This is a genomic window from Pseudonocardia sp. ICBG162 (assembly GCF_020496225.1).
GTDB lineage: Bacteria > Actinomycetota > Actinomycetes > Mycobacteriales > Pseudonocardiaceae > Pseudonocardia > Pseudonocardia alni.
This window is the reverse complement of the sequence record NZ_JAHLJD010000013.1, coordinates 2,174,652-2,199,846: the sequence shown is the minus strand read 5'-3', so window position 1 is coordinate 2,199,846 and position 25,195 is coordinate 2,174,652. Positions and strand designations below refer to the sequence as shown.

The window sequence follows — 25,195 nt, the reverse complement described above, 5'->3', positions numbered from 1 at the left end:
TCGAGGGCGCGTTCAAGGCCGGGTAGGTGCGTCTGGTTGCGGGAGAACTTCCCGAGGTGCTCCCGCGCCCTCCGGATCCGCTGTCCGACCAGGACCGCGATACGAGCCCCGGTCGGACCGAGTCCATCGCCGTCCATCGCCGGATCGAGGCCCGAGCCCGAGAGTGCGCCCGCCGCCCCACCCTGCGGCCGCGCGCCCCGGGCCGCGCGCCTGGCGCCCCGCGACCCGGCGAGTGCCCGCGCCGACGCCCGCGCGACCGGACCCCGAAGCCTCGATCGCGACCGAGCCCCCCACAAACGCGATGCCGACCGGGCCGCCGCGGCCTCAGCCCTGCTGCGCCGCCCACTCCTCGACCCGGCGCCCGCTCTCCTCCGGCGACAGGTCCTCCACCCGGGTCATCACCGCCCACCGCACCCCGTACGGGTCGACGACCGAGCCGAACCGGTCCCCGGACACGAACGTCGAGACCGGCTCGCGCACCGTCGACCCGGCCTCGGCCAGCGTCGCGACGGCCGCGTCGACGTCGGGCACGTACACCGCGAGCGACAGCGACACCGGGTGGTCGCCCGCCGGGGCGGCGACGAGGCCGTAGTCGGGCATCGCGTCGGAGACGGTGAACCGGCCGGCCGCCAGCTCCAGCTCGGCGTGCCCGACCATCCCGCCCATCTCGGTGACCGAGAGCACCCGGGCCCCGAAGGCGGCGCAGTAGAGTTCGATCGCCGTGCGGGCGGGCGATGCCACCAGGTGCGGGGTGAGTGAGGTGACCCCGTGCGGACGGCCGTCGGTGGTGTGGGCGCCGGTGACGCTGCTCGTGAGCTCCATACGACGAGCCTCCCCGCCCCGCGACGGCGCGGATTGAACATTGCCGACAGGGGGGTGGCCGATGACCGTCGAGTCGCACGGACACCTGAACCCGGGTGCCCCCGAGGTCACGCTCGACCGGGCGCCCATCGGGCTCGACGACCTCGTCCGGTGGGTGTGGACCGCCCGCTGGGACGTCCCGCCGGGGCGCACGGTGCGCCAGCGGGTGCTGCAGTATCCGGCGTTCAACCTCGTCACCGACCCGGTCACCGCGACGCTGCACGGGCCGCGCACCGGCGTCGACGTCCGGGAGCTGGCCGGGCGGTCCTGGGTCGTCGGCGTCCTGCTGCGGCCCGGCGCGACCCCGCTGTTCACGGCCACCGCACCCGCGGCGCTGCGCGGGACCGCCGAGGAGATCCGCGGCGCGCCGGTGGCGGAGCTCACCGCGGCCGTGGCGGGCGGCGACCCGGCCGCGACGGTGCGGGACTGGCTCGCCCCGCTGGCCGACCGGGTCACCGACTCCGGACGCCTGGTCAACCGGGCCTGCGCGCTGGCCGAGTCCCGCGCCGACGTCCTGCGCGCCGACCAGCTCGCCGAGCTCGTCGGTGTCGCGCCGCGGACCCTGGAACGCCTGGTCCGCGGCCACATCGGACTGACCCCGCTGTGGCTGATCGAGTGCCGTCGCCTGCAGCACGCCGCCGCGGTGCTCCGGACCGACCCGGACACCGCGCTGGCCGGGCTGGCCGCTGATCTCGGCTACGCCGACCAGGCCCACTTCACCCGTCGCTACCGGGCGGTGCTCGGCGAGACGCCCGGCGCGACCCGGCAGGCGGCCCGCGCGGCCGGGTGATCACGGGTACTGCTGCGACACAGGTGCTTCACCACGCGCAGTTGCTGTGGTCGGATACGCCGGACGCAGGAATCCAGGTCACCCGCCGTACTACTCTCCCGCGCATGGCACGCCGGCCCGAACCCGACCCGACGACCTGGTGGGCACGCTACGGGCACCGGCTGGAAGGACCCCCTGTGACGAACCCGGCGCAGCCCCCGGCCGAGGCCGCGGCCCCTGCGGTCCCCGAGGCCCCGCGTCCCGAGCTCCCCCGCTCCGAGGCCCCGCGCGGGAACCCCGGGGCGGCCGCGGCGGACCTGCGTGAGGACGCCATGCTGCGCGCGCGGCCCGACCGGCCGCGCACCGGCTGGCGGCGCGCCCTCTACGACGTCACCGGCGGCCGTGTGAACCCGGGCCCTAGCGACGCCGAGGAGCTCCGCTCCGGGCTGCTGACCCGGGTCCGCGCGCCGCTGGCCGGGGCGCACCGGGTGGCGGTCATGTCGGTGAAGGGCGGCGTCGGCAAGACCACGGTCGCGGCCTGCCTCGGACAGGCGCTGGCCGAGCACCGCGGGGACCGGGCCGTCGTCCTCGACGCCAACCCCGACGCCGGCACGCTCGCCGACCGCCTCACCGGCGACTCCCGGATCACCGTCCGCGAGCTGCTGAACGACCTGGACTCGGTCGGCACCTGGACCGACGTGTCCCGCTACACGAGCCTCGCCGGGCGCCTGCAGGTCCTGGCCTCGGAGCAGGACCCCGCCTCGGGAGAGGCGTTCTCCCGCGACGAGTACGAGCGTGTCGTCGACCTCCTGGGCCGCTTCTTCAACATCATCATCACCGACTCCGGCACCGGGATGGTGCACTCCACGATGCAGGGCACCCTCGCGCGCGCCGACTCGGTGGTCGTCGTCGGGGCCCCGACCGTCGACGGTGCGGGCCGGGCCAGCAAGACGCTGGACTGGCTGGTCGCGCACGGCCACGGCGACCTCGTCCGCGACGCGGTGGTCGTGCTGTCCTGCGACCGGCGCAGCGCCGAGGTCGACGCCGCCCGGATCCGCGAGCACTTCGCCCAGCGGGTGCGCGGCGTCGTCGAGGTCCCGCACGACCCGCACCTGGCCACCGGCGGCCGGGTCGACCCGGCCCGGCTCCGCCCGGCGACCGCGGACGCGTTCCTGGAGCTGGGCGCCCTGGTCGCCGACGCGTTCGACGTGCGACGACGCGACTGAACGGGCCGCGTACGCTGGTCCGCGAGATGAACACCGCGCGCAGCCAGAACCGTCCCGACGACAACCCCTGGGTCCTCTCCACCCGTGAGCTGGCCCGCCGCCCCGGCAACCAGCGCACCGTGGCCCGTACGGTCCCCGCGCCGTCGGGCGACGCCGAGATCGGCCTGACCGGGGTGATCACCGTCCCCGGCGGGTCCGACGTCGAGCTCGACGTGTCCCTGGAGTCGGTGACCGAGGGCGTCTACGTCTCCGGCACGGCCGACGCCCGGCTGGCGGGGGAGTGCTCGCGTTGCCTGGAGCCGATCGGTGAGGACGTGCAGGTCCGGATCGGCGAGCTGTTCGCCTACCCGGACTCGGTCACCGAGGAGACCACCGACGCCGACGAGATCCCGCGCCTGGTCGACGAGCGCATCGACCTCACCCAGACCGTGCGCGACGCGATCGTCACCGAGCTCCCGATGGCGCCGCTGTGCCGCGAGGACTGCCCCGGTCTGTGCGTCGAGTGCGGCGAGAGGTGGGCCGATCTCCCGTCGGATCACGGGCATGAGACACTGGATCCTCGTTGGGCGGCGCTCCGTGAGCGCCTGCCCTCCACCGACTGAGCGGCGGCTCCTCGTGAGCCCGCTCCCCGGTGGGCAGACCTGATCGTTCGAAGTACCGAGGAGTGTCATCATGGCCGTTCCCAAGCGCCGGATGTCGCGGTCGAACACGCGTGCGCGCCGGTCGCAGTGGAAGGCCACTGCGCCGACCCTGGTCGCCTGCTCGAACCGCGCCTGCCGTGAGCCGAAGCTGCAGCACATCGCCTGCCCGACCTGTGGGCAGTACGACGGCCGTCAGGTCACCAGCCCGGCCTGATCGCAGCAGTGGGCGACAAGAGCGTGACCGGTCCGGTGACGGACCGGTCACCTCTGCTGTCCGCACTCGGTGTGGACCTGGACGAGGCGCTGCTCACGCTGGCGCTGACCCACCGGTCCTACGCCTACGAGCACGGCGGACTGCCGACCAACGAGCGCCTGGAGTTCCTGGGCGACTCGGTGCTGTCGATCGTGATCACCGAGCGGCTCTACCGGGATCACCCGGACCTGCCCGAGGGGCAGCTGGCGAAGCTGCGCGCGAGCGTGGTCAACATGCACGCGCTCGCCACCGTCGCGGTGGCGCTGCCGACGCCGGACGACGGGCCGCACGGCCTCGGCGCGTACCTGTACCTGGGGCGCGGTGAAGAGCTGACCGGTGGCCGGTCGAAGGCCAGCATCCTGGCCGACGCCACCGAGGCGCTGCTCGGCGCGGTGTACCTCGCGCACGGCCTCGAGCCGTCCCGCGAGTTGATCCACCGGCTGTTCGCGGACCTGCTGCACAGTGCCCCGCTGCTCGGCGCGGGCCTGGACTGGAAGACCAGCCTGCAGGAGCTCACCGCCGCCGGCGGGCACGGCGTGCCCGAGTACCGGATCGACGAGGAGGGCCCGGACCACCTGAAGGTGTTCACCGCGACCGCCGTCGTCGGGGGTCGTGACCTCGGCAGCGGCGAGGGGCGCACCAAGAAGGAGGCCGAGCAGAAGGCGGCAGAGATCGCCTGGCACGCGCTGTCCGACGAGAGCGCCGGCTCCTCCCGGTAGCCGTCGATGCCGGAACTGCCCGAGGTTGAGGTCGTCCGCCGCGGCCTCGCCGACCACGTGCTGGACCGGCGGATCGCCCGCGTCGAGGTGCTGCACCCGCGCGCGGTACGCCGGCACCCGACCGGCGCGGACGACTTCACCGGCCGGCTGACCGGGCGCACGCTGTCCGCGGCCGCGCGGCGCGGCAAGTACCTGTGGCTGGAGCTGGACACCGCAGGCCCCGGCGACGACGCGCTGCTCGCGCACCTGGGCATGTCCGGGCAGATGCTCGTCGAGCCCCCGGACGCGCCCGACGAGAAGCACCTGCGGGTCCGCGTCCGCTTCGACGACGACGGCCCCGAGCTCCGCTTCGTCGACCAGCGCACCTTCGGCGGCCTGTCGGTGCACCCGCTCGCCGCGGCCGCGGGTGGCGGCCTGGTGCCCGAGCCGGTCGCGCACATCGCGCGCGACCCGATGGACCCGGCGTTCTCGGCCGACGACGCCGTCGCGGCGCTGCGTCGCCGTCGCACCGAGGTCAAGCGGGCGCTGCTCGACCAGACCGTCGTCTCCGGGATCGGCAACATCTACGCCGACGAGGCGCTCTGGCGGGCCCGGCTGCACGGCACCCGGCCCACCGAGAAGCTCACCCGGGCCCAGGGCCACGCCGTCCTCGACGCCGCGACGACCGTCATGCACGAGGCGCTCGCCCAGGGCGGGACCTCCTTCGACGCGTTGTACGTCAACGTCAACGGCGCCTCGGGCTACTTCGACCGCTCCCTGAACGTCTACGGCCAGGCGGACCGGGCGTGCCGTCGCTGCGGCACCCCGATCCGCCGGGACGCGTTCATGAACCGCTCGTCGTTCACCTGCCCGCGGTGCCAGCCGGCGCCGCGGCCCCGTCGCTGACCGGCGCCCGAGGTCAGGAGCAGTCGCGGCGCAGCAGGTCCTCCGGGGTGTCGCGGCGCAGCAGCGGCAGCGACGCCCCCGCGGCGACGGCGACCACCGGCGGTCGCGGGACCTGGTTGTAGGTCGAGGCCATCGACGCGTGGTACGCGCCGGACACCGGCACCGCCAGCAGGTCCCCGGGCGCGACGTCGGCGGGCAGCCGGACGCCGTCGGCGATCACGTCGGAGGACTCGCAGTGCCGCCCCGCCACGCGGACCGTCTCCAGCGGCGCCCGGGTGGCGCGCCCGACGAGCCGGACCGGGTAGCGGGCGCCGTAGAGGGCGGGGCGCGGGTCGTCGCTCATGCCGCCGTCGACCAGCACGGTGGTGCGGCCGTCGCCGCAGCGCTGCACGGCGCCGACCCGGTACAGCGTCACCCCGGCCCGGGCGACGACCGCGCGCCCCGGCTCGACCAGCAGCCGCGGCTCGTCGATCCCGTGCGCCGCGCAGGCCCGGGCCAGGGTGCCCCGCACGGCCCGGCCGAAGGTCGCCGGGTCCAGGCAGGGCTCGCCCTCGGCGTAGCCGACCGCGTGGCCGCCGCCCAGGTCCAGCTCGGCGACGGTGATCCCGTACCGCGCGCGCAGCGCCGCGAGCACGCCCACCATCCGGACCGCGGCGCGCTCGTAGCGCGACACCGACGGCACCTGCGAGCCGAGGTGGCAGTGCAGCCCGGCCAGCTCCAGCTCCGGGCGGGCCAGCACCCGTCCGGCGACCTCGCACGCCTCGGCGGGCGGCATCCCGAACCACGACGACGCGGTGCCGGTCGTGAGCCCCGGGTGGGTGCCGGCGTCGACGTCCGGGCTGATCCGCAGCAGCACCTTCTGCCGGTGCGGCGCGAGCGCGGCGATCCGGTCGACCTCCGCCGCCGAGTCCAGCACGATCCGCCCGACGCCCGCGGCGAACGCCGCCTTGAGGTCCTCGTCGGTCTTGACGGTGCCGTGCAGCACGATCCGGTCGCCGGGCAGCCCCGCGGCCGCGGCCACCGCGACCTCGCCGCCGGAGCAGGCGTCGACCGAGCAGCCCTCGTCGGCGACCAGGCGGGCCATCCCGCGGCAGAGGAACGCCTTGCCGGCGTAGACGATCTCGGCGTCGGGCAGCGCGGCCCGGTAGGCGCGGCAGCGGGCGCGGACGTCGGCGGTGTCGAGCACCTGCACCGGGGTGCCGAAGCGGGCGGCGAGCTCGGCGAGGTCGACCCCGCCGATCTGCAGGGCGCCGTCGGAGGTCGCGCGGGTCGTGACCGGCCACAGGCCCGGCTCGAGGCGGGCGGCCAGCGTCGGGCGGAGGGAGGGGAGCAGGTCGGCGAGGGTCACCGGGATGACTCCTTGGTGGCGGGCGCCCGGTGCGGGCGCCGTGCCCCTCCGTTGTCACCCCGCGGGCGCCTCCGTGCCCGCTCCCGCTACGCCGCCCTGACGCGGCCGGTGCCACCGCTGGCGGCACCTTGACACGCACAGGGTGCAGTGGTGCGCGCACTACTGCGCACTGCGTAGTACTCTTCGGTGCGCAAGGAGGTGCGATGGACACCAGTCAGCTGCTCAAGGGAGTGCTCGATCTCGCGGTGCTCGCCGTGCTCGACCGCGAGGACGGGTACGGCTACGAGGTCGTCCGCGCGCTGCGCGCGGCCGGGCTCAGTGAGGTGGGGGACGCGTCGGTCTACGGCACGCTGCGCCGGCTCTACGGTGCGGGTCTGCTGACCTCCTACGTCGTCCCCAGCGAGGAGGGGCCGCACCGCAAGTACTACGCGATCAACGAGCCGGGCCGGACCCGGCTGCAGGAGACGACCGACCGGTGGCGCGCGTTCGCCACCACGATGGAAGGCCTGGTGGGCACGTGAGCACCGACGGCACCGGCGGCCCCGACGGCGCCGCCACGACCCGGATCGGCGACCCGGTCGGCACCGAGTACCTGCTCGGGCTGCGGGAGGCGCTGTCCGACCTGCCCCCGGCGGAGGTCGAGGAGATCGTCGAGGACGCGCGGGGCCACCTCGCCGACCTCTCCGACGAGCTGGGCCCCGGCTTCGACCGGGCCGCGGTCCGCGAGCGCCTCGGCACGCCGGAGGCCTACGCGGCGGAGCTGCGCGCCGCGGCGGGCTATCCGGCCCCGCAGGCGCCCGCCGAACGACCCCGCACGGGCGGGGCGTGGTTCGCGGTGATCGCGCTCCTCGGCGCCACCGGCCTGATGGTCCTCGCGGGCCTCGCCGTGTGGCAGGTCGGGCCCTCGGCGGCGCTCCCGATGTTCCTCGCGGCACTGGCCGCCGGGGCCGGGGCGCTCGCCGTGTGGTCCGACGGGCCGGGGCAGCCGTCGGTCGCGGCGCTGCCGTCGGTGGTGGCGCTGCGGGAGCGGATCGCCCGGACCCGCGACGACGGCGGGGTCGGCGCGTTCGTCCTGACCCTCCAGCCCGGCTGGTGGGTGCTGCGCGGGCTGGTCGCGGCCGGCTTCGTCGGATGGGTGTTCGGCGGGGGCGGGTCCGCCGGGTTGCTGATCACCGTCGTCCTCGCCGTCGCCGCGGTTCCGCTGTCGGTGCTGCTCGGCCGCCGCAGCGCGGCCGACCGCCGGCTGCTGTGGGCCGTGGTGCCGCTGAACGCACTGGCCGCGGGCCTGCTGGTGGCCGGGGTGCTGGCCCAGGGGCAGGACCGCAACACCGACGTCTCGTCGTACACGCCGCCGCCGGGGCTGACCCTCGACGGGAACACGGTGTCCGACGTGCGGCCCTTCGACGCGAAGGGCAGGCCGCTGACCGGGGTCTACCTGTTCGACGAGAACGGCCGCCCGCTCGCCGTCGACGACGGGTACTGCCCCACCGACGGCTCCGCGGCCACCTCGACCGCCCCGGCACCCGGGCCGTACCCGCAGGGTGTGCGCACGACCGACCCGTCGTCGGGGGAGTGCGTGACCGTGCCCCCGCCGCCGCTGGTCGTGACGATCCCGCAGATCACGGCGGCCCGTCCGAGCACGCAGGCGCCCACCACCGCGCCGCAGGCGACCCCGGCACCGGCCACACCCGGAGCCGGCGGCTGAGCCGGGGGCCGGGCGTCCACGGGGGGTGGACGCCCGGCCCTCAGAGCCAGTCGTTGTGCTTGAACGCCAGGTACAGCCCCAGCCCGAGCAGCAGCATCAGCCCGATGGCCATCGGGTAGCCCAGCGCCCAGTGCAGCTCCGGCATCTCGTCGAAGTTCATGCCGTAGATGCCGGCGATCAGGGTCGGCGCGAACAGGATCGCCGCCCACGACGACACCCGCTTCATCTGCTCGTTCTGCGCGAAGCCCGCCTCGGTGAGCCGGGTCATCTCCTCGTTCTGCCGTTGCGCGACCAGGGTGGAGTTGACCGTCAGGATGTTGCCGAGCAGGTCGCGGAACCCCTCGACGCGCTCCCGCACCCGGGTGGCGTGGTCGATCACGTCGCGCATGGCCCGGCGCAGCTCCAGGTCCGGGGCGTCGCCGGACTTGGCGAACCGGGCCCGCAGCTCGACGAAGATCTCCTGCAGCGGCTCGACGGCCCGCTGGAACGCGATGACCTGCCGGGTCAGCTGGTAGATGCGCCGCGACACGTTCGGGTCGCCGCGGAAGACCTGCACCTCGATCTCGTCGATGTCGTCCTGCAGGCCGTCGAGGACGGGGAAGTAGTCGTCGACGACCCGGTCCAGCACCGCGTAGAGCACCGCCATCGGGCCGTGCGAGAGCAGGTCCGGGTCGCCCTCCAGCCGGTCGCGGACCTCGCCGAGCTGCGGCTCGGCGGCGTGCCGGACGGTGATGACGAAGTCCGGGCCGAGGAACAGGTGCACCTCGCCGATCTCGACGACCTCGTCGGAGTCGACGTAGCGGGCCGGGCGCAGCACCACGAACTCGGTGCTGCCGTAGCGCTCCGGCTTGGGCCGCTGGTGGGCGTTGACGGTGTCCTCGATCGCCAGCGCGTGCAGCCCGAACTCCGCCGCGACCTGGTGGATCTCGTCGACGCCCGGCCGCAGCATGCCGATCCAGCAGAACGCGGGTGCGTCGCCGCCGTGGTCGGCACGGCAGCCCTGCAGCGCCTCGACCGCGCTGTCGACGGAGTCGGGCGCCGCCGCCCGCTTGCCGTCGACGTAGACCGCGTTGTCGATCACCGACATGCACAGACCTCCCCGCCGGGCCGGCCGGGCGGGTGCCCGGGCCGTCACCGAGCAGGGTAACCAGCGCTGTGCCGCGCAACCGCCGGGACGAGGTGGGCGACCAGCGCGGTCGCCAGCAGCCCGGCCAGGAGCTCCAGGTCCCGCGCGCCGGTGTGCAGCTCGGCGAGGCGGTGCAGCCCGAAGCCGTCCGCGAACCCCCAGCAGACCGCCGCGGCGGCCAGCGCACCGGCCGCCGTCGTCGCGACGGCGAGGGCCGCCGTCCCCACCACCGCGACGGCGACCGCGACCGCGGCGACGAGGCCGGGCCCGGCACCGGCGGCCCCCGCGGTACCGGCGGCGAGCCCCGCGGCGACGCCGGTGGCGATCGCGGCGACGAAACCGGCGCCCCCGGGCAGGGGCGGCGGCGGGACCGGACGGGCGGGGCGGCGCTGCAGCATGCGCGGGAGCGTGCGCCCCCGGCGGCGGACCGGCCGGGCTCCTGACGCGGTGTTGGCGTCGTCACGCGCGTGTGTTGACGGGTTCCTGAGACCGACCGCCCGTCCGGGGGACGTGATGGCCACCACCGGGCGTCAAGAACGCGTCAACGCGCGACCCGGTGGGCGTCAATCCGCCGTCATCGCCGCGGGCGCGACCCCCGGTGCGGCGCACGATCCCCGCAGCCCGCCGGACATGCCGGCGGGTGGGCACGACCGAGGAGAGTCCCGTGGCCGACCTGGCCTACATCGCGTTGCTGGTGGCGTCCTTCGCCGTCCTCGCGCTCACCCTGCGCGGGATGGAGAAGCTGTGATCGCGAACATCGCCGGGGGTGTGCTCGCCCTGGCCCTGCTGGTCTACCTGGTGATCGCGCTGCTCCGCCCGGAGCGGTTCTGATGGCGGGGCTCGCGCAGGCGGCGGCGCTGGTGGCGCTGCTCGCCGTGACCTGGAAGCCGCTGGGCGACTGGATGGCGCGGGTCTACACCGACACCCGGCACTGGCGGGTCGAGCGGCTCGTCTACCGGGTCTGCCGGATCGACGCCGCGTCCCCGCAGCGCTGGACGACCTACGCCGCGGGCGTGCTGGGCTTCTCGTTCGTCTCGATCGCGCTGCTCTACCTGATGCAGCGGCTGCAGGCCTTCCTCCCGCTCGGGTTCGGCCGCGGCACCGACGGCGCCACCTCGGTGTCGCCCGCGATGGCGTTCAACACCGCGGTGTCGTTCGTGACCAACACGAACTGGCAGTCCTACGTGCCCGAGCAGGTCCTCGGCCACACCGTGCAGATGGCCGGGCTGACCGTGCAGAACATCGTGTCCGCCGCCGTCGGCATGGCGGTCGCGGTCGCACTCGTCCGCGGCTTCGTCTCCCACGGCGCGGCCGGCGACGACGAGGGGGGCCGGATCGGGAACTTCTGGGTCGACCTGACCCGCGGCGTCGTCCGGATCCTGCTGCCGATCGCCGCCGTCGCCGCGGTCGTGCTCGTCGCCACCGGCGTGGTGCAGTCGCTCCGGTCCGGTGTCGACGTGACCACCGTCGACGGCAGCGTCCACACCCTGGCCCTCGCCCCGGCCGCCTCGCAGGAGGCGGTCAAGGAGCTCGGCACCAACGGCGGCGGCATCCTCAACGCCAACTCCGCACACCCGTTCGAGAACCCGAACCCGCTGTCGAACCTGCTCGAGATCTTCCTGATGCTCGTCGTCCCGGTCGCGCTGACCCGCACGTTCGGCGTGCTGGTCGGGCGGGTCCGCCAGGGCGTCGTGCTGCTGTCGGTCATGGGCGGGCTGTGGGCGCTGTTCCTCGCCGCGACCTGGCTCGCCGAGCTGCACCCCAACGGCCCGGCCGCGCTCGCCGCGGGCGGGGCGATGGAGGGCAAGGAGGTGCGCTTCGGCATCCCCGGCTCCGCCCTGTTCGTCGTGTCCACCACGGGCACGTCCACCGGGGCGGTCAACGCCACCCACGACAGCCTCACCGGGGCGGGCGGCGGCGTCGCGCTGCTGAACATGCTGCTCGGCGAGGTCGCCCCCGGCGGCGTCGGCTCCGGGCTCTACGGCCTGCTGGTGCTCGCGGTCATCGCGGTGTTCCTTGCCGGGCTGATGGTCGGGCGCACCCCGGAGTACCTGGGCAAGAAGCTCGGCCGGCGCGAGATCACCTACGCCGCCGTGTCGATCCTGGTCATGCCCGCGTTCGTCCTGATCGGCGCGGGCCTGGCCATCGCACTGCCCGGCACCGCGGGAGCACTGGGCAACACCGGTGCGCACGGCTTCTCCGAGGTCCTCTACGCCTGGGCCTCGGCGGCCAACAACAACGGCTCCGCGTTCGGCGGGCTCACCGCGACCAGCGACTTCTTCCAGGCCGGGCTGGGGCTGGCCATGCTGTTCGGCCGGTTCGTGCCGATGCTGGCGGTGCTGGCGCTCGCCGGCTCGCTGGCCCGCCAGCGCCGCGTCCCGGCCGGTGCCGGGACGCTCCCGACCGACGGCCCGCTGTTCGCCGGCCTGGTCGGCGGCACCGTGCTGCTCGTGTCCGCGCTGACCTTCTTCCCGGCGCTCGCGCTCGGCCCGATCGCCGAGGCCCTCTCGTGACCGCCACCCACCACCACCGCGCCGAGTCGGAGGAACCCGTGTCCGTGACGACCGAGCCGCAGACGGCACCGCCGAGCGCGACGCCGGTCGCCGCCGGGGCGTTCGCCCCCCGCCAGCTGCTGGCGGCCCTGCCCGAGGCCCTGCGCAAGCTCGACCCGCGGGTGCAGGCCCGCAACCCGGTCATGTTCGTCGTCTGGGTCGGGTCCGTGCTGGTCACGGTGCTCGCCGTCGCCGACCCGAGCGTCTTCGCGGTGCTCGTCGCGGTGTGGCTGTGGTTCACCGTGCTGTTCGCCAACCTCGCCGAGGCCGTCGCGGAGGGGCGGGGCAAGGCCCAGGCCGCCTCGCTGCGCGCCACCCAGCGCGACACCGTCGCCCGCAGGCTGGTCACCGACTCGCCCGCCGACCGCGACGCCGCCGAGGAGCAGGTCCCCGGCGCGCAGCTGCGCCTCGGTGACCTCGTCGTCGTCGAGGCGGGGGAGACGATCCCCGGCGACGGCGACGTCGTGCACGGCATCGCCTCGGTCGACGAGTCCGCCATCACCGGCGAGTCCGCGCCGGTCATCCGGGAGGCGGGCGGCGACCGCTGCGCGGTCACCGGCGGCACCACCGTGCTCTCGGACCGGATCGTCGTGCGGATCACGACGAAGCCGGGGGAGTCCTTCGTCGACCGGATGATCGCGCTCGTCGAGGGCGCCGCCCGGCAGAAGACGCCGAACGAGATCGCCCTGACCATCCTGCTGTCGGCGCTGACGATCATCTTCCTGCTCGCGGTGGCTGCGATCGCGCCGATGAGCGCCTACGCCGGGACCCAGGTACCGCTGCTGGTGCTCACCGCGCTGCTGGTCTGCCTGATCCCGACGACCATCGGGGCGCTGCTGTCGGCGATCGGCATCGCCGGGATGGACCGGCTCGTGCAGCGCAACGTGCTCGCCACCTCCGGACGCGCGGTCGAGGCCGCGGGCGACGTCGACACCCTGCTGCTCGACAAGACCGGCACCATCACCTTCGGCAACCGGCGCGCCACCGCGCTGCACCCGGTCGGCGGCACCGGCGTCGAGGAGCTGGCCCGCGCCGCGCGGCTGTCCAGCCTCGCCGACCAGACCCCCGAGGGCCGCAGCATCGTCGAGCTCTGCGCGGCCGAGCACGGCCTCCCGCCGGAGGCCGACGCGACCGAGGCCGTCGCCGAGTTCGTGCCGTTCACCGCGCAGACCCGGATGTCGGGCATCGACCTGCCGGGCGGTGTCGTCCGCAAGGGCGCCGCGGCCGCGGTCCTGGACTGGGCGCGGGTCACCGACCGCGCCGAGGCGGACCGTCTGGTCGAGTCCATCTCCGACGGCGGCGGGACCCCGCTGGTCGTCGCCCGGGCCTCCGGCCCCGGCGGTGACGGTGCGGCCGTGCTCGGCGTGATCGAGCTGTCCGACGTCGTCAAGCCCGGCATGGCGGAGCGCTTCGCCGAGCTGCGGGCCATGGGCATCCGCACGGTGATGGTCACCGGCGACAACCCGCGCACCGCGGCCGCGATCGCCGCGCAGGCCGGCGTCGACGACCACATCGCCGAGGCCACCCCGGAGGACAAGCTCGCCTACATCCGCCGTGAGCAGGAGGGCGGGCGGCTCGTCGCGATGACCGGCGACGGCACCAACGACGCGCCCGCGCTCGCCCAGGCCGACGTCGGCGTCGCCATGAACACCGGCACCTCCGCCGCCAAGGAGGCCGGGAACATGGTGGACCTGGACTCCGACCCGACCAAGCTCATCGAGATCGTCGAGATCGGCAAGCAGCTGCTGATCACCCGCGGCGCGCTCACGACGTTCTCCGTCGCCAACGACCTCGCGAAGTACTTCGCGATCCTGCCCGCGATGTTCGTGACGCTGTACCCGTCGCTGGGGCTGCTCAACGTCATGGGCCTGGCGACGCCGGAGTCCGCGATCCTCTCCGCGGTCATCTTCAACGCGCTCGTGATCGTCGCGCTGATCCCGCTCGCCCTGCGCGGGGTCCGGTACCGGCCGTCGTCGGCGGCGTCGCTGCTGCGGCGCAACCTGCTGATCTACGGCCTCGGCGGGGTCGTCACCCCGTTCGTCGGGATCTTCCTCATCGACCTGCTCGTCCGCTTCGTCCCGGGGATCTGATGCTCACCACCCTGCGCCGCCAGACCGCGACCGGCCTGCGCCTGCTCCTCGTCATGACCGTCCTGTGCGGCATCGTCTACCCGCTCGCGATCTGGGGCGTCTCCCGCCTCCCCGGGCTCTCCACGCAGGCCGAGGGCTCGGTGCTCCCCGGCGGCACCGGTTCGTCGCTGATCGGGATCGACCCGGTCGCCGCCGACCCGGCGGCCGACCCCTACTTCCACACCCGCCCGTCGTCGACGTCGACGGCCGAGGCCGGGCTCGGCCCGGCCGACACGACGACCTCCGGCGGCTCCAACAAGGGCGGCTTCGACACCGGCCTGCTGGAGTCGGTGGAGCAGCGCCGGGCGGTGATCGCCGCCCGGGAGGGCGTCGACCCCGCCGCCGTCCCCACCGACGCCGTCACCGCGTCCGGCTCCGGGCTCGACCCCGACATCAGCCCGGCCTATGCCGCACTCCAGGCGCCGCGCGTCGCCCGCGTCACCGGGCTCCCCCTGTCGCGGGTCCAGGAGCTCGTCGCCGACGCCACCAGCGGGCGCACCCTGGGCTTCCTCGGGGAGCCGCGGGTGGACGTCACCGAACTCAACCTGTCCGTGCGGGACGCGCGGTAGTGGGACGGGACCACAATGGCCGGGTGAGGGGAGAACTGCGCATCCATCTCGGTGCCGCGCCCGGGGTCGGGAAGACCTTCGCCATGCTCGGCGAGGCCCACCGCAGGCTCGGGCGCGGCGCCGACGTGGTCGTCGGGGTCGTCGAGACCCACGGGCGGGAGCGCACCGCGGGGCTGCTCGTCGGCCTCGAGACGGTCCCGCGGCGCACCGTGCTCCACGGCGGCACCGAGCTGCACGAGATGGACGTCGACGCCGTCCTGGCCCGGCGCCCCCAGGTCGTGCTGGTCGACGAGCTCGCCCACACCAACGCGCCCGGCTCGCGCCACGCCAAGCGCTGGCAGGACGTGGAGGAGCTGCTCGACGCCGGCATCGACGTCATCTCCACGGTCAACGTGCAGCACCTGGAGTCCCTCGGCGACGTCGTCGAGACCATTACCGGGGCCCGCCAGCAGGAGACCGTGCCCGACGACGTGGTCCGCCGCGCCGAGCAGATCGAGATCGTCGACATCACCCCGGAGGCGCTGCGCCGCAGGCTCGCGCACGGCAACGTCTACCCGCCCGAACGCGTCGACGCCGCGCTGGCGCACTACTTCCGGGTGCCCAACCTCGTCGCCCTGCGGGAGCTCGCGCTGCTGTGGATCGCCGACGAGGTGGACGTGGTGCTGCGCCGCTACCGCACCGAGCAGCAGGTGTCCGACGTGTGGGAGACCCGCGAGCGGGTGGTCGTCGCGCTGACCGGTGGCCGGGAGTCCGAGACGGTGCTGCGCCGTGCCGCGCGGATCGCGAAACGCTCCGGCGGCGCCGACCTGATGGCGGTGCACGTGCTGCGCGGGGACGGCCTGGTCCCCGGCCGCGCCGGGGCGCCGGTGGTCGCCGCGGACCGGGTGCGGCGGATGGCCGAGGGGGTCGGGGCGAGCTTCCACACGGTCGTCGGGGAGTCCGTCGACGAGGCCCTGCTCGACTTCGCCCGCGGGGCCAACGCCACGCAGCTGGTGCTGGGCACCTCCCGGCGCTCCCGGCTGGCCCGGGTGTTCGACCCCGGCATCGGGGCGCGGGTGGTGCAGGAGTCCGGCCCGATCGACGTGCACATGGTCACCCACTCCGCCGCCGGGCGGGCCCTGCGGCTGCCGAGGCTGCGCAGCGGGCTGCCCGCGGGCCGGCAGGCCGTCGGCTGGGCGACCGCCGTGCTCGCCCCGGCGGCGGCGACCCTGCTCGGCATCGCGCTGACCGACTGGGTGGACCTGTCCACCGACGTCGTCCTCTACTTCCTCGCGACCGTGCTCGCCGCGCTGGCGGGCGGGCTCGGTCCGGCGCTGCTCGCGGCGCTGCTCGGCGGGCTGCTGCTGAACTTCTTCCTGTCCCCGCCGCTGTACTCCCTCGCGATCGCCAACCCCGGCAACGTCATCACCGTGGCGACGATGCTGCTGGTGGGGGTGCTGGTGGCGCTCGTCGTCGACCGGGCGGCCCGGCGGGCGGAGCAGGCGGCGCGGGCCCGGGCGGAGGCCGCGCTGCTGGCGTCGTTCGCGCGGACCGTCCTGACCCGGTCCGACCCGCTGCCGCGGCTGCTGGACCGGGTCCGCGAGACCTGGGCGCTGCAGTCGGTGGCACTGCTCGAACAGGGCGAGGACCGGGTGTGGCGCCGGGTCGCCTGCACCGGCGACGCCGGGGCGTGCGACCGGCCGGAGAAGGCCGACGTGGACGTCGTCGTCGACGAGGGGCTGCACCTGGTCGGGACCGGCCGGGCCCTGCCCGCGGCCGACCGCAGGCTGCTGGAGGTCGTCGGCGGGCAGGCGTTGCTGGCGCTGCGCGGGCAGCGCGCCGAGGCCGGGGCCGCCGACGCCGAGCGTCGCGCGGCCGCCAACGAGACCCGCGGCGCGCTGCTCTCGGCCGTCGGGCACGACCTGCGCAGCCCGCTGACCTCGATCAAGGCCGCCGCGAGCAGCCTGCGCGACGAGCACCTCCCGCTCGGACCGGAGGACCGCGCCGAGCTGCTGGCGACCGTCGAGGAGTCCGCGGACCGGCTCACCGGCCTGGTCGACAACCTGCTCGACTCCTCCCGGCTCGCCGCGGGCGCGGTGACCCCGCTGCTGGCCCCGGTCGGCTACGACGAGGTCGCCGCCACCGCGCTGCTCGGCCTGGAGGGCGCCGACCGGGTCCGGGTCGAGATCGACGAGGACCTGCCCGACGTGCTCGCCGACGCGGGCCTGCTCGACCGGGTGCTCGCCAACGTCGTGGACAACGCGCTGCGGCACGGCGGGACCGAGGTGTTCCTGCGCGCCAGCGCCTACTCCGACCGGGTCGAGCTGCGCGTCGTCGACCGGGGGCGCGGTGTCGCACCGCGCGAGCGCGACGCGTTGTTCGCCGCGTTCCAGCGCCTCGGCGACCGCGACGCGACGTCCGGGCTCGGCCTGGGGCTGTCGGTGGCGCAGGGGCTGACCGTGGTGATGGGCGGCGAGCTGACCGCGGAGGACACCCCGGGCGGCGGTCTCACCGTCGTCGTCTCGCTGCCCGCCGCGCCGGTGGGGGTGGCCCGGTGAGCGGGGGCGGCAACGGCGTGCGGGTGCTGGTCGTCGACGACGACCCGCAGATCCTGCGGGCCCTGCGGATCAACCTCACCGCGCACGGCTACACGGTGCTCGTCGCCGCCGACGGCTCCGCCGCGCTCCGGGCGGCCGCGGACGGGCACCCGGACGTCGTCGTGCTCGACCTGGGGCTGCCCGACCTCGACGGCACCGAGGTCGTCGAGGGGCTGCGCGGCTGGAGCACGGTGCCGGTGATCGTGCTGTCCGCGCGCACCGACTCCACCGACAAGGTCCGGGCGCTCGACGCCGGCGCCGACGACTACGTGACCAAGCCGTTCGGGATGTCCGAGCTGCTGGCCCGGCTGCGGGCCGCGGTGCGCCGCGCCGCCGTGTCGACCGTCGACGGCGAGGCCGTCGTGACCACCGCGGACTTCACCGTCGACCTGGCCGCCAAGACGGTCGCGCGCGCCGACGGCGCCGAGGTGCACCTGACCCCGACCGAGTGGGGGATCCTGGAGCTGCTGGTGCGCCACCGCGGCAGGCTCGTCGAGCAGAAGCGGCTGCTGCGCGAGGTCTGGGGCCCGCAGTACGGCACCGAGACCCACTACCTGCGGGTCTACCTCGCCCAGCTGCGGCGCAAGTTGGAGCCGGTGCCGTCGCGGCCGAAGTACCTGATCACCGAGGCGGGGATGGGGTACCGGTTCGACGGCTGAGCCGGCCTCAGCGGCCGAAGTCCTGGGTCCAGTACCCGTCGGCCAGCCCGACGCCGATCGTGGTCAGCGAGCAGTTCAGGATGTTCTTCCGGTGCCCGGGGGACTCCATCCAGTCCTGCACGACGGTCGCCGCGTCCGGCTGGCCCATCGCGATGTTCTCCGCGCCGGGGGAGGCGTAGCCCGCCGCGGTGATGCGGTCGGCGAAGTCCCGGCCGTCGCGGCTGTCGTGGGCGAAGTAGCCCTGGGCGGCCATGTCCTCGCTGTGGCCCTGGGCGGCCGCGCTGATCCGCGGGTCGGCCCGCAGCGCACCGCAGCCCGCGGCGGCCCGCTCGGCGTTGGTCAGCTCCACGACGCGGGCGAGCTCGCCGGAGAGCCCCGCGACCGCGCCGCCGGCGGGTGACGCCGCGGCCCGGGCCGGGGGTGCTGCCTCCGCGGTGGCGGCCGCCGCGGTGGTCGCGGCAGCCGCGGAGGGGGCGGTGGCCGCCTCGTGCGCGGAGAGCGCGTCCAGCGCGGTCCGGGCGGAGGACCCCGGGTCGGCCGGGGCGGCGGCGAGCGCACCGCGGACGAGCGCGGCGCCGTCGACCGGGGCGCCGTCACCGGCCGGGGCCGGGGCCGTCGTCGCGTAGGCGGCGCCGACCGCCCGGAGCGGCTGGGTGTCGGAGACCGGCCCGCCGGGCCGTTCGGCGTCGGGCGAGCCCGCTGCGGTGAGCGCCGGTGCGGCGAGCGGGGCGGCCATGGCCAGCACGGCGCCGGCCCCCACCCCGCCGAGCACGGCGCTCGCGGCGCGCGGTGTGCGTCGTCGGGTCACGGCCGCGTAACGTACCAGCACTGTGAGTGGCAACACGGATTCGACCGTTCGGCTGATCGCATGGGTCCAGGGGGAGGTGCAGGGTGTCGGTTTCCGCTGGTGGACACGGTCGCGAGGGCTCGAGCTCGGCCTCGTCGGCCAGGCCCGCAACCTGTCCGACGGCCGGGTCGCGGTGACCGCGGAGGGTGACCGTGCCTCCTGCGACCGCCTGCTGGAGCTGCTGCGCGGCGGGGACACCCCGGGGCGGGTGACGTCGGTGTCGGAGCAGTGGGCTGAGCCGTCCGGCGCATTTTCCGGGTTCGTCGAGGCCTGACCGCTCAGTTCTGTCGGTGCGGGGGTCTACACCTGTGCCCACACCGACCCCGGAGGTCCCGATGCCCGTCCAGATGACCCCGTACCTGCACTTCGACGACAACGCGCGCGAGGCGATGGAGTTCTACCGCTCCGTGCTGGGCGGCGAGCTGCAGGTCATGACCTTCGGTGACATGGGCGCCGAGGGCCCCGTCCCGCCGCCGGACGGCGTCATGCACGCCTACCTCGGCACCCCCGACGGCTTCGCCCTCATGGCCTCCGACGGCGACCCGCGGCGCCCGACCGGGGCCCCGTCGGGCATCTCGGTCAGCCTCTCCGGCGACGACCCGGAGAAGCTGCGCGGCTTCTTCGCCGGGCTCGCCGAGGGCGGCGTCGTCGACGTCGCGATGGAGAAGCAGATGTGGGGCGACGAGTTCGGCCAGCTCACCGACCGCTTCGGCGTCCGCTGGCTGGTCAACGCCTCCACCCCCACCACCTGAGGGTGCGCCCGGATACCCTGGTCGCCCCCCGCGCACCTGGAGATCCCCGCCCGTGCACCTGAAGACGCTGACGATGAAGGGCTTCAAGTCCTTCGCCTCGGCCACCACGCTGCGCCTGGAGCCGGGGATCACCTGCGTCGTCGGGCCGAACGGCTCGGGCAAGTCCAACGTCGTCGACGCGATCAGCTGGGTGCTCGGTGAGCAGGGCGCCAAGGCGCTGCGCGGCGGCAAGATGGAGGACGTGATCTTCGCCGGCACGTCCGGCCGGGCGGCGCTGGGCCGCGCCGAGGTCACCCTCACCATCGACAACTCCGACGGCGCCCTGCCGATCGACTACTCCGAGGTCTCGGTGACCCGCCGGATGTTCCGCGACGGCGCCGGCGAGTACGAGATCAACGGCTCCCGCGCCCGGCTGCTGGACGTGCAGGAGTTGCTCAGCGACTCCGGCATCGGCCGGGAGATGCACGTCATCGTCGGGCAGGGCCAGCTCGACGGGGTGCTGCAGTCCAAGCCGGAGGACCGCCGCTCCTACATCGAGGAGGCCGCCGGGGTCCTCAAGCACCGCAAGCGCAAGGAGAAGGCGCTCCGCAAGCTCGACGCGATGCAGGCCAACCTCACCCGGCTCACCGACCTCACCGCCGAGCTGCGCCGCCAGCTCAAGCCGCTGGGCCGCCAGGCCGAGATCGCCCGCCGCGCCCAGGCCGTGCAGACCGAGCTGCGCGACGCCCGGCTCCGCCTGGCCGCCGACGACTACGTGACCCTGTCCGAGGAGACCCAGCGCGAGGAGGCGTCCCAGGAGCAGGCCCGGCGCCGCCGCGCCGAGGTCGAGGAGCAGCTCGACGTCGCCCGCGAGCGCCAGGACGAGCTGGAGACCGCGCTCGCCGCGGACGCGCCGCGGCTGCAGATCGCCCAGGACACCTGGTACCAGCTCTCCGCGCTGGCCGAGCGGCTGCGCGGCACCGTGCGCCTCGCCGAGGAACGCGTCCGCCACCTCACCTCCTCGGCCGAGGCGGGGCGCACCCCCGGCCGCGACCCGGACGAGACCGAGGCCGAGGCCGACGCGGTCGCCGAGCAGGAGGACGAGCTGGTCGCCGCCGTCGCCGACGCCCGGCGCCTGCTCGACGAGGCCGTCACCGAGAAGGCCGAGCGCGAGCGGACCCTCGCCGCCGCCGAACGCGAGCACCTGGCCGCCGTGCGCGCCATCGCCGACCGCCGCGCCGGGATCGCCACCCTCGCCGGGAAGGCCGACGCGCTGCGCTCCGGGGTCGCCGCGACCGCGGAGGAGATCGAGCGGCTGTCCGAGGCGCTCGCCGAGGCGGGCGCCCGCACCGCCGAGGCCGAGGCCGAGCTGGAGACCGCGCGGGAGTCCCTCGGCGTGTCCGGGGACGAGGCGGACACCGACGCGCTCGCCGCCCGGGTGGAGCAGGCCGAGGCCGCGCACCGCAGCGCGGCCGAGCGGGTCGCCGAGCTGGTCGCCGCCGAACGCGACGCCGAGCAGCGCCGCGCGCACTGGCGGGCCCGGGTCGACGCCCTGCAGGTCGGCCTGGTCCGCCGCGACGGCACCGGTGCCCTGCTCGACTCCGGCGACGACGGGGTGCTCGGCGCCGTCGCCGAGCTCGTCGAGGTCGAGCCGTCCGGGCGGGCCGCGGTCGCCGCGGCGCTGGGCGAGCTCGCCGAGGGCGTCGCCGTCACCTCCGTGGAGTCCGCGGCCGACGCGCTGCGGTCCCTGCGCCGCGGTGACGCGGGCCGGGCCGCGCTGCTCGTCGGCGCCGGGGCCGACCGCGCCGCCGGGCGGGTGCCGGTCCCGGTCCCCGACGGCGCCCCGCCCGCCGGGCGCTGGGCGGCCGCGCTCGTCACCGCCCCGCCGGCGCTCGCCCCGGCGCTGGGGGAGCTGCTGGCCGGGGTGGTCGTCGTCGACGGCCTGGACGCCGCCGCCACCGCCGTCGGGGCCCGGCCGGGGCTGACCGCGGTCACGACCGAGGGGGACCTGCTCACCGCGCACGCCGCCCGCGGCGGCACCGGCGCCGGGGAGGGCGCGCTGCAGCTGCAGGCCGCCGTCGACGACGCGGTCACCGCCCGCGACGCCGTCGACGCCGAGCTGGAGTCCCTGCGCCCCACCTGCGAGGGCGCCCGCGCCGAGGAGGCCGCCCGCGGGGCCGACCTGACCGCGGCCCGCGCCGCCGTCGCCGACGCCGACCGGCGCCGCTCGGCGGGCGCCGCCCAGCTCGGGCGGCTCGAACAGGTCGTCACCTCCGCCCGCGCCGAGGCCCAGCGGCTGCGCGACCGCCGCGACACCGTCGAACGGCGGCGGTCGGACTCGCTGATCGAGCTGGAGGCCGCCGAGCACCAGCTGTCGCTGGCCTCCGACGCCCCGGTCGACGACGAGCCCGACACCGAGCTGCGCGACGAGGCCGCCGAGCGGGTCGAACAGGTCCGCTCCGAGGAGGTCGAGTGCCGACTCGCGCTGCGCACCGCCGAGGAGCGGGCCCGCGCCATCGCCGGGCGCGCCGAGACCCTGCGCCGCCAGGCGCACGGCGAGCGCCTCGCCCGGTCCCGGGCCGCCGCCGCGGCCGCCGAACGGGAGCGGGCCTCGGAGGTCGCCCGGCTCGTCGTCGACGCCGGGCACGTCGCCGCCGAGCGGATCGAACGCTCCCTGGCCGCCGCGGCCGCGGAGCGCGACGAGATCCAGGCCGCCCGCGCCGAACGCGAGCGCGCCCACACCGAGGCTCGCGACACCACCACGAAGCTCACCGCGCTGCTGGAGAAGCTCACCGACGCCGTCCACCGCGACGAGATGGTGCGCCAGCAGACCCGGATGCGCCTGGAGCAGCTGACCGAGAAGATCCTGGGCGACCACGGCATCGGCGTCGACGACCTCGTCGCCGAGTACGGGCCCGAGGTCCCGGTGCCGCCGTCGGCCGCCGAGACCGCCGAGTACGATGCCGCCCGCGAGCGCGGCGAGCAGGTCTCCGCGCCGCCGCCGGTCCCGTTCGACCGGCCCACCCAGGAACGCCGCCTCAAGCGGGCGGAGAAGGACCTGTCGCTGCTCGGCAAGGTCAACCCGCTCGCGCTGGAGGAGTTCGCGGCGCTGGAGGAGCGCTACAAGTTCCTGTCCACCCAGCTCGAGGACCTCAAGAACACCCGCCGCGACCTGCTCACCGTCGTCCGCGAGGTCGACGACAAGATCCTCGAGGTCTTCACGACCGCGTACCACGACGTCGCCGCCGAGTTCGAGACCGTGTTCGCGACGCTGTTCCCGGGCGGCGACGGCAGGCTCGTGCTCACCGACCCCGACGACATGCTCACCACCGGCATCGAGGTCGAGGCCCGCCCGCCGGGCAAGAAGGTCAAGCGGCTGTCGCTGCTGTCCGGCGGGGAGCGCTCGCTGACCGCGATGGCGCTGCTCGTCGCGATCTTCCGGGCCCGGCCCTCGCCGTTCTACGTGCTCGACGAGATCGAGGCCGCCCTCGACGACGTCAACCTGCGCCGGCTCATCTCGCTGATGGAGGAGCTGCGCACGACCAGCCAGCTCATCGTCATCACCCATCAGAAGCCGACGATGGAGGTCGCCGACGCCCTCTACGGCGTCTCGATGCGCGGCGACGGCATCACCCAGGTCATCTCCCAGCGCCTGCGCCCCGCCTCCTGACCGGCTGACCGGCCCGTCCTGCACGGCGGGCCGGCCGGGCGTGGCAGGGTGGCGTCGTGACCACGCAGACCCTCTGGATCGTCGTCGCGATCGTCGTGGCGGTGTTGCTGATCGCCGTCGTCGCAGGGCTGGTGACCGCCCGCCGACGGCGCATCAGCCTGCGGTCCGACGAGCAGCAGCGCGAGCTCGGGACCGGTACGGACGAGCCACCGCGCACCGGCGGCAGCTACCAGGCCGGGGGCGGGTTCGCGTTCTCCTCCGGGACGGCCACCGCGCCCGAGCGGCCGCGCGCCCCCGGCGACGACGCCCCGACCGCCGCCACACCGACCCCCGCCACCCCGGCCGCGCCGGCGCCGCCCGCCGAGGCCGCCGACGCGCCGACCGCCGACGAGGTCCGGACCCCGCCCGGCGGCACACCCGTCGTCGACGGGGCGACCGAGGCCCGCACCCCGCCCGGGGGTATCCCGGTCAGCACCGCCCCGCCGGTCCCGTCGACCGCGCCGCCCAGCAGCCCGACCGTCCCCACCGAGCAGACCGGGACCGTCACCGGCACCCCGGACGCCCGCGTCATCGACACGGCCGAGGCCAGCAAGGACCCGGCCACCCGCCAGCTCCGCCGCCCCGAGGGCCCCTCCGGGGCCGCCGGGACCGTGGCGACGCCCGACGGCGGCACCACCGAGCGGATCCCGGCCCCACCTGCCGCACCCGCCGCGAGTGCCCCGACCGAGCCGGTCGCCCGCCCGGGGACGGCCCCGAGTGCCCCGACCGAGCCGGTCGCGCGTCCGGAGACGGTGGACCCGCAGGCCCCGGTCGCCCCGGGCGCGCCCACCGAGGAGATCGCCCCGGCCGAGGGCCGGATCGGCCGGCTGCGCGGCAGGCTGTCCCGCTCGCGCTCCGGGCTCGGACAGAGCCTGCTGGGCCTGCTCGGCGCCGGCGACCTCGACGAGGAGTCGTGGGAGGACGTCGAGGCCACCCTGCTGCAGGCCGACCTGGGCCCCGAGACGACCGCCGAGATCGTCGGGAAGCTGCGCGAGCAGATCGCGACCCGCGGCGTCCGCACCGCCGAGGCGGCCCGCGCCGCCCTGCGTGACGTGCTCGTCGAGGCCCTCGGCACCGGCCAGGACCGCTCGGTGCACGCGCTGCCGCACGACGGGCGCCCCGCGGTGCTGCTGGTCGTCGGCGTCAACGGCACCGGCAAGACCACCACCACCGGCAAGCTCGCCCGGGTGCTGGTCGCGGGCGGGCACCGGGTGACCCTCGGCGCGGCCGACACCTTCCGTGCCGCCGCCGCCGAGCAGCTCGTCACCTGGGGCGAGCGCTCCGGCGCCGGTGTCGTCCGCGGGCCCGAGGGCGCCGACCCGGCCTCGGTCGCCTTCGACGCCGTCAAGCGCGGCACCGACGACGGGGTGGACGCCGTCCTGCTCGACACCGCGGGCCGGCTGCACACCAAGACCGGCCTGATGGACGAGCTGGGCAAGGTCAAGCGCGTCGTCGAGAAGCAGGCCCGGGTCGACGAGGTCCTGCTCGTCCTCGACGCCACCACCGGCCAGAACGGGCTGACCCAGGCGCGGGTGTTCGGTGAGGTCGTGGACGTCACCGGGGTGGTGCTCACCAAGCTCGACGGCACCGCCAAGGGCGGCATCGTGTTCCGCGTCCAGCGCGAGCTGGGGGTGCCGGTCAAGCTCGTCGGGCTCGGTGAGGGCCCCGACGACCTGGCCCCGTTCGAGCCCACCGCGTTCGTCGAGGCACTGCTCGACTGAGTCACGGTGCGGGCCGTCCCGGACGGCCCGCACCGTGCGCCACGTCACGAACCGGACCATTCGGATGACCTTCGGTCCTCCGGATCCGGTTGGGTAACCCAACCGTCATCCGGCGCGGCGGCCTGTTAACCGTTACGAAACGGACAGGCGCCGAATGCGAAACACGCGA

General features: G+C 75.5%; 23 protein-coding genes. 18 read left to right on the top strand and 5 right to left on the bottom strand.

Annotated elements, in window-relative coordinates; genetic code table 11:
* Window positions 1-324: 324 nt before the first annotated feature.
* Window positions 325-822 carry a glyoxalase/bleomycin resistance/extradiol dioxygenase family protein gene (locus KPL60_RS13365; protein WP_226365998.1) on the bottom strand — a complete coding sequence of 166 codons (498 nt, stop codon included), beginning with the start codon at window positions 820-822 and terminating at the stop codon, window positions 325-327.
* A 61-nt stretch (window positions 823-883) separates the two neighbouring features.
* Here KPL60_RS13365 and KPL60_RS13360 point away from each other — a divergent pair, with 61 nt between their 5' ends.
* From KPL60_RS13360 to mutM, 6 genes are all read left to right on the top strand, one after another.
* Window positions 884-1,651: a helix-turn-helix domain-containing protein gene (locus KPL60_RS13360; RefSeq protein WP_226365997.1), complete on the top strand. Its 768-nt coding sequence runs from the start codon at window positions 884-886 to the stop codon at window positions 1,649-1,651.
* Between the two features lie 176 nt (window positions 1,652-1,827).
* Window positions 1,828-2,856, top strand: a complete 1,029-nt coding sequence (locus KPL60_RS13355) for a MinD/ParA family protein (RefSeq protein WP_073578198.1) — start codon at window positions 1,828-1,830, stop codon at window positions 2,854-2,856.
* A 26-nt stretch (window positions 2,857-2,882) separates the two neighbouring features.
* Window positions 2,883-3,458 (top strand): DUF177 domain-containing protein, encoded by a 576-nt coding sequence (locus tag KPL60_RS13350; protein ID WP_062400972.1) that lies wholly within the window; start codon window positions 2,883-2,885, stop codon window positions 3,456-3,458.
* Between the two features lie 70 nt (window positions 3,459-3,528).
* Complete coding sequence (rpmF, locus tag KPL60_RS13345) at window positions 3,529-3,711, top strand: 50S ribosomal protein L32 (protein ID WP_020626225.1); 183 nt, start codon at window positions 3,529-3,531, stop codon at window positions 3,709-3,711.
* A gap of 8 nt (window positions 3,712-3,719) precedes the next feature.
* Window positions 3,720-4,469 (top strand): ribonuclease III, encoded by a 750-nt coding sequence (rnc, locus tag KPL60_RS13340; RefSeq protein ID WP_226355725.1) that lies wholly within the window; start codon window positions 3,720-3,722, stop codon window positions 4,467-4,469.
* Between the two features lie 6 nt (window positions 4,470-4,475).
* Window positions 4,476-5,354: a bifunctional DNA-formamidopyrimidine glycosylase/DNA-(apurinic or apyrimidinic site) lyase gene (gene mutM, locus KPL60_RS13335; protein WP_226355726.1), complete on the top strand. Its 879-nt coding sequence runs from the start codon at window positions 4,476-4,478 to the stop codon at window positions 5,352-5,354.
* Between the two features lie 13 nt (window positions 5,355-5,367).
* Here mutM and lysA read toward each other — a convergent pair whose 3' ends face one another.
* The gene (gene lysA / locus KPL60_RS13330; protein ID WP_226365996.1) at window positions 5,368-6,702 is read right to left on the bottom strand and encodes a diaminopimelate decarboxylase; all 1,335 of its coding nucleotides are present in this window, start codon (window positions 6,700-6,702) and stop codon (window positions 5,368-5,370) included.
* A gap of 203 nt (window positions 6,703-6,905) precedes the next feature.
* Between lysA and KPL60_RS13325 the strand changes: the two genes are divergently transcribed.
* Window positions 6,906-7,223 carry a PadR family transcriptional regulator gene (locus KPL60_RS13325; protein WP_226355728.1) on the top strand — a complete coding sequence of 106 codons (318 nt, stop codon included), beginning with the start codon at window positions 6,906-6,908 and terminating at the stop codon, window positions 7,221-7,223.
* Window positions 7,220-8,407: a hypothetical protein gene (locus tag KPL60_RS13320; protein WP_226365995.1), complete on the top strand. Its 1,188-nt coding sequence runs from the start codon at window positions 7,220-7,222 to the stop codon at window positions 8,405-8,407. Before KPL60_RS13325 ends, KPL60_RS13320 begins: the two co-directional genes overlap by 4 nt.
* A gap of 40 nt (window positions 8,408-8,447) precedes the next feature.
* Here the strand turns inward: KPL60_RS13320 and KPL60_RS13315 are convergent, their stop codons facing one another.
* Together KPL60_RS13315 and KPL60_RS13310 are read right to left on the bottom strand one after the other, a co-directional pair.
* Entirely contained in the window at window positions 8,448-9,494 is a 1,047-nt protein-coding gene (locus KPL60_RS13315; protein ID WP_226365994.1) for a magnesium and cobalt transport protein CorA, read from the bottom strand.
* Window positions 9,495-9,538: 44 nt separating this feature from the next.
* On the bottom strand, window positions 9,539-9,931 hold the full coding sequence (locus KPL60_RS13310; protein WP_226365993.1) for a hypothetical protein: 393 nt from the start codon (window positions 9,929-9,931) through the stop codon (window positions 9,539-9,541).
* A gap of 346 nt (window positions 9,932-10,277) precedes the next feature.
* On the opposite strand from KPL60_RS13310, the gene kdpF reads away from it, so the two are divergent.
* The 6 genes from kdpF to KPL60_RS13280 are packed head-to-tail and all read left to right on the top strand — an operon-like array spanning window position 10,278 to window position 18,018.
* Window positions 10,278-10,364: a K(+)-transporting ATPase subunit F gene (gene kdpF, locus KPL60_RS13305; RefSeq protein WP_062400985.1), complete on the top strand. Its 87-nt coding sequence runs from the start codon at window positions 10,278-10,280 to the stop codon at window positions 10,362-10,364.
* On the top strand, window positions 10,364-12,046 hold the full coding sequence (kdpA, locus tag KPL60_RS13300; protein ID WP_226365992.1) for a potassium-transporting ATPase subunit KdpA: 1,683 nt from the start codon (window positions 10,364-10,366) through the stop codon (window positions 12,044-12,046). The genes kdpF and kdpA overlap by 1 nt, the downstream gene beginning before the upstream one ends.
* 38 nt (window positions 12,047-12,084) lie before the next feature.
* The gene (gene kdpB, locus KPL60_RS13295) at window positions 12,085-14,175 is read left to right on the top strand and encodes a potassium-transporting ATPase subunit KdpB (RefSeq protein ID WP_374228669.1); all 2,091 of its coding nucleotides are present in this window, start codon (window positions 12,085-12,087) and stop codon (window positions 14,173-14,175) included.
* Window positions 14,175-14,783: a potassium-transporting ATPase subunit C gene (locus KPL60_RS13290; RefSeq protein WP_226365991.1), complete on the top strand. Its 609-nt coding sequence runs from the start codon at window positions 14,175-14,177 to the stop codon at window positions 14,781-14,783. The genes kdpB and KPL60_RS13290 overlap by 1 nt, the downstream gene beginning before the upstream one ends.
* Before the next feature lie 23 nt (window positions 14,784-14,806).
* Entirely contained in the window at window positions 14,807-17,320 is a 2,514-nt protein-coding gene (locus KPL60_RS13285; protein ID WP_308016739.1) for a DUF4118 domain-containing protein, read from the top strand.
* Complete coding sequence (locus KPL60_RS13280) at window positions 17,317-18,018, top strand: response regulator (protein ID WP_308016737.1); 702 nt, start codon at window positions 17,317-17,319, stop codon at window positions 18,016-18,018. The genes KPL60_RS13285 and KPL60_RS13280 overlap by 4 nt, the downstream gene beginning before the upstream one ends.
* A gap of 7 nt (window positions 18,019-18,025) precedes the next feature.
* Here KPL60_RS13280 and KPL60_RS13275 read toward each other — a convergent pair whose 3' ends face one another.
* Window positions 18,026-18,826 carry a CAP domain-containing protein gene (locus tag KPL60_RS13275; protein ID WP_226365989.1) on the bottom strand — a complete coding sequence of 267 codons (801 nt, stop codon included), beginning with the start codon at window positions 18,824-18,826 and terminating at the stop codon, window positions 18,026-18,028.
* Between the two features lie 22 nt (window positions 18,827-18,848).
* Here KPL60_RS13275 and KPL60_RS13270 point away from each other — a divergent pair, with 22 nt between their 5' ends.
* From KPL60_RS13270 to ftsY, 4 genes are all read left to right on the top strand, one after another.
* Window positions 18,849-19,139 (top strand): acylphosphatase, encoded by a 291-nt coding sequence (locus KPL60_RS13270; protein WP_226355736.1) that lies wholly within the window; start codon window positions 18,849-18,851, stop codon window positions 19,137-19,139.
* Between the two features lie 61 nt (window positions 19,140-19,200).
* A complete protein-coding gene (locus KPL60_RS13265) occupies window positions 19,201-19,617 on the top strand; it encodes a VOC family protein (protein WP_226355737.1) in 417 nt (138 codons plus the stop codon).
* A 52-nt stretch (window positions 19,618-19,669) separates the two neighbouring features.
* Complete coding sequence (smc, locus tag KPL60_RS13260; RefSeq protein ID WP_226365988.1) at window positions 19,670-23,266, top strand: chromosome segregation protein SMC; 3,597 nt, start codon at window positions 19,670-19,672, stop codon at window positions 23,264-23,266.
* 56 nt (window positions 23,267-23,322) lie between these two features.
* Complete coding sequence (gene ftsY, locus KPL60_RS13255; RefSeq protein ID WP_226365987.1) at window positions 23,323-25,026, top strand: signal recognition particle-docking protein FtsY; 1,704 nt, start codon at window positions 23,323-23,325, stop codon at window positions 25,024-25,026.
* Window positions 25,027-25,195: the final 169 nt, after the last annotated feature.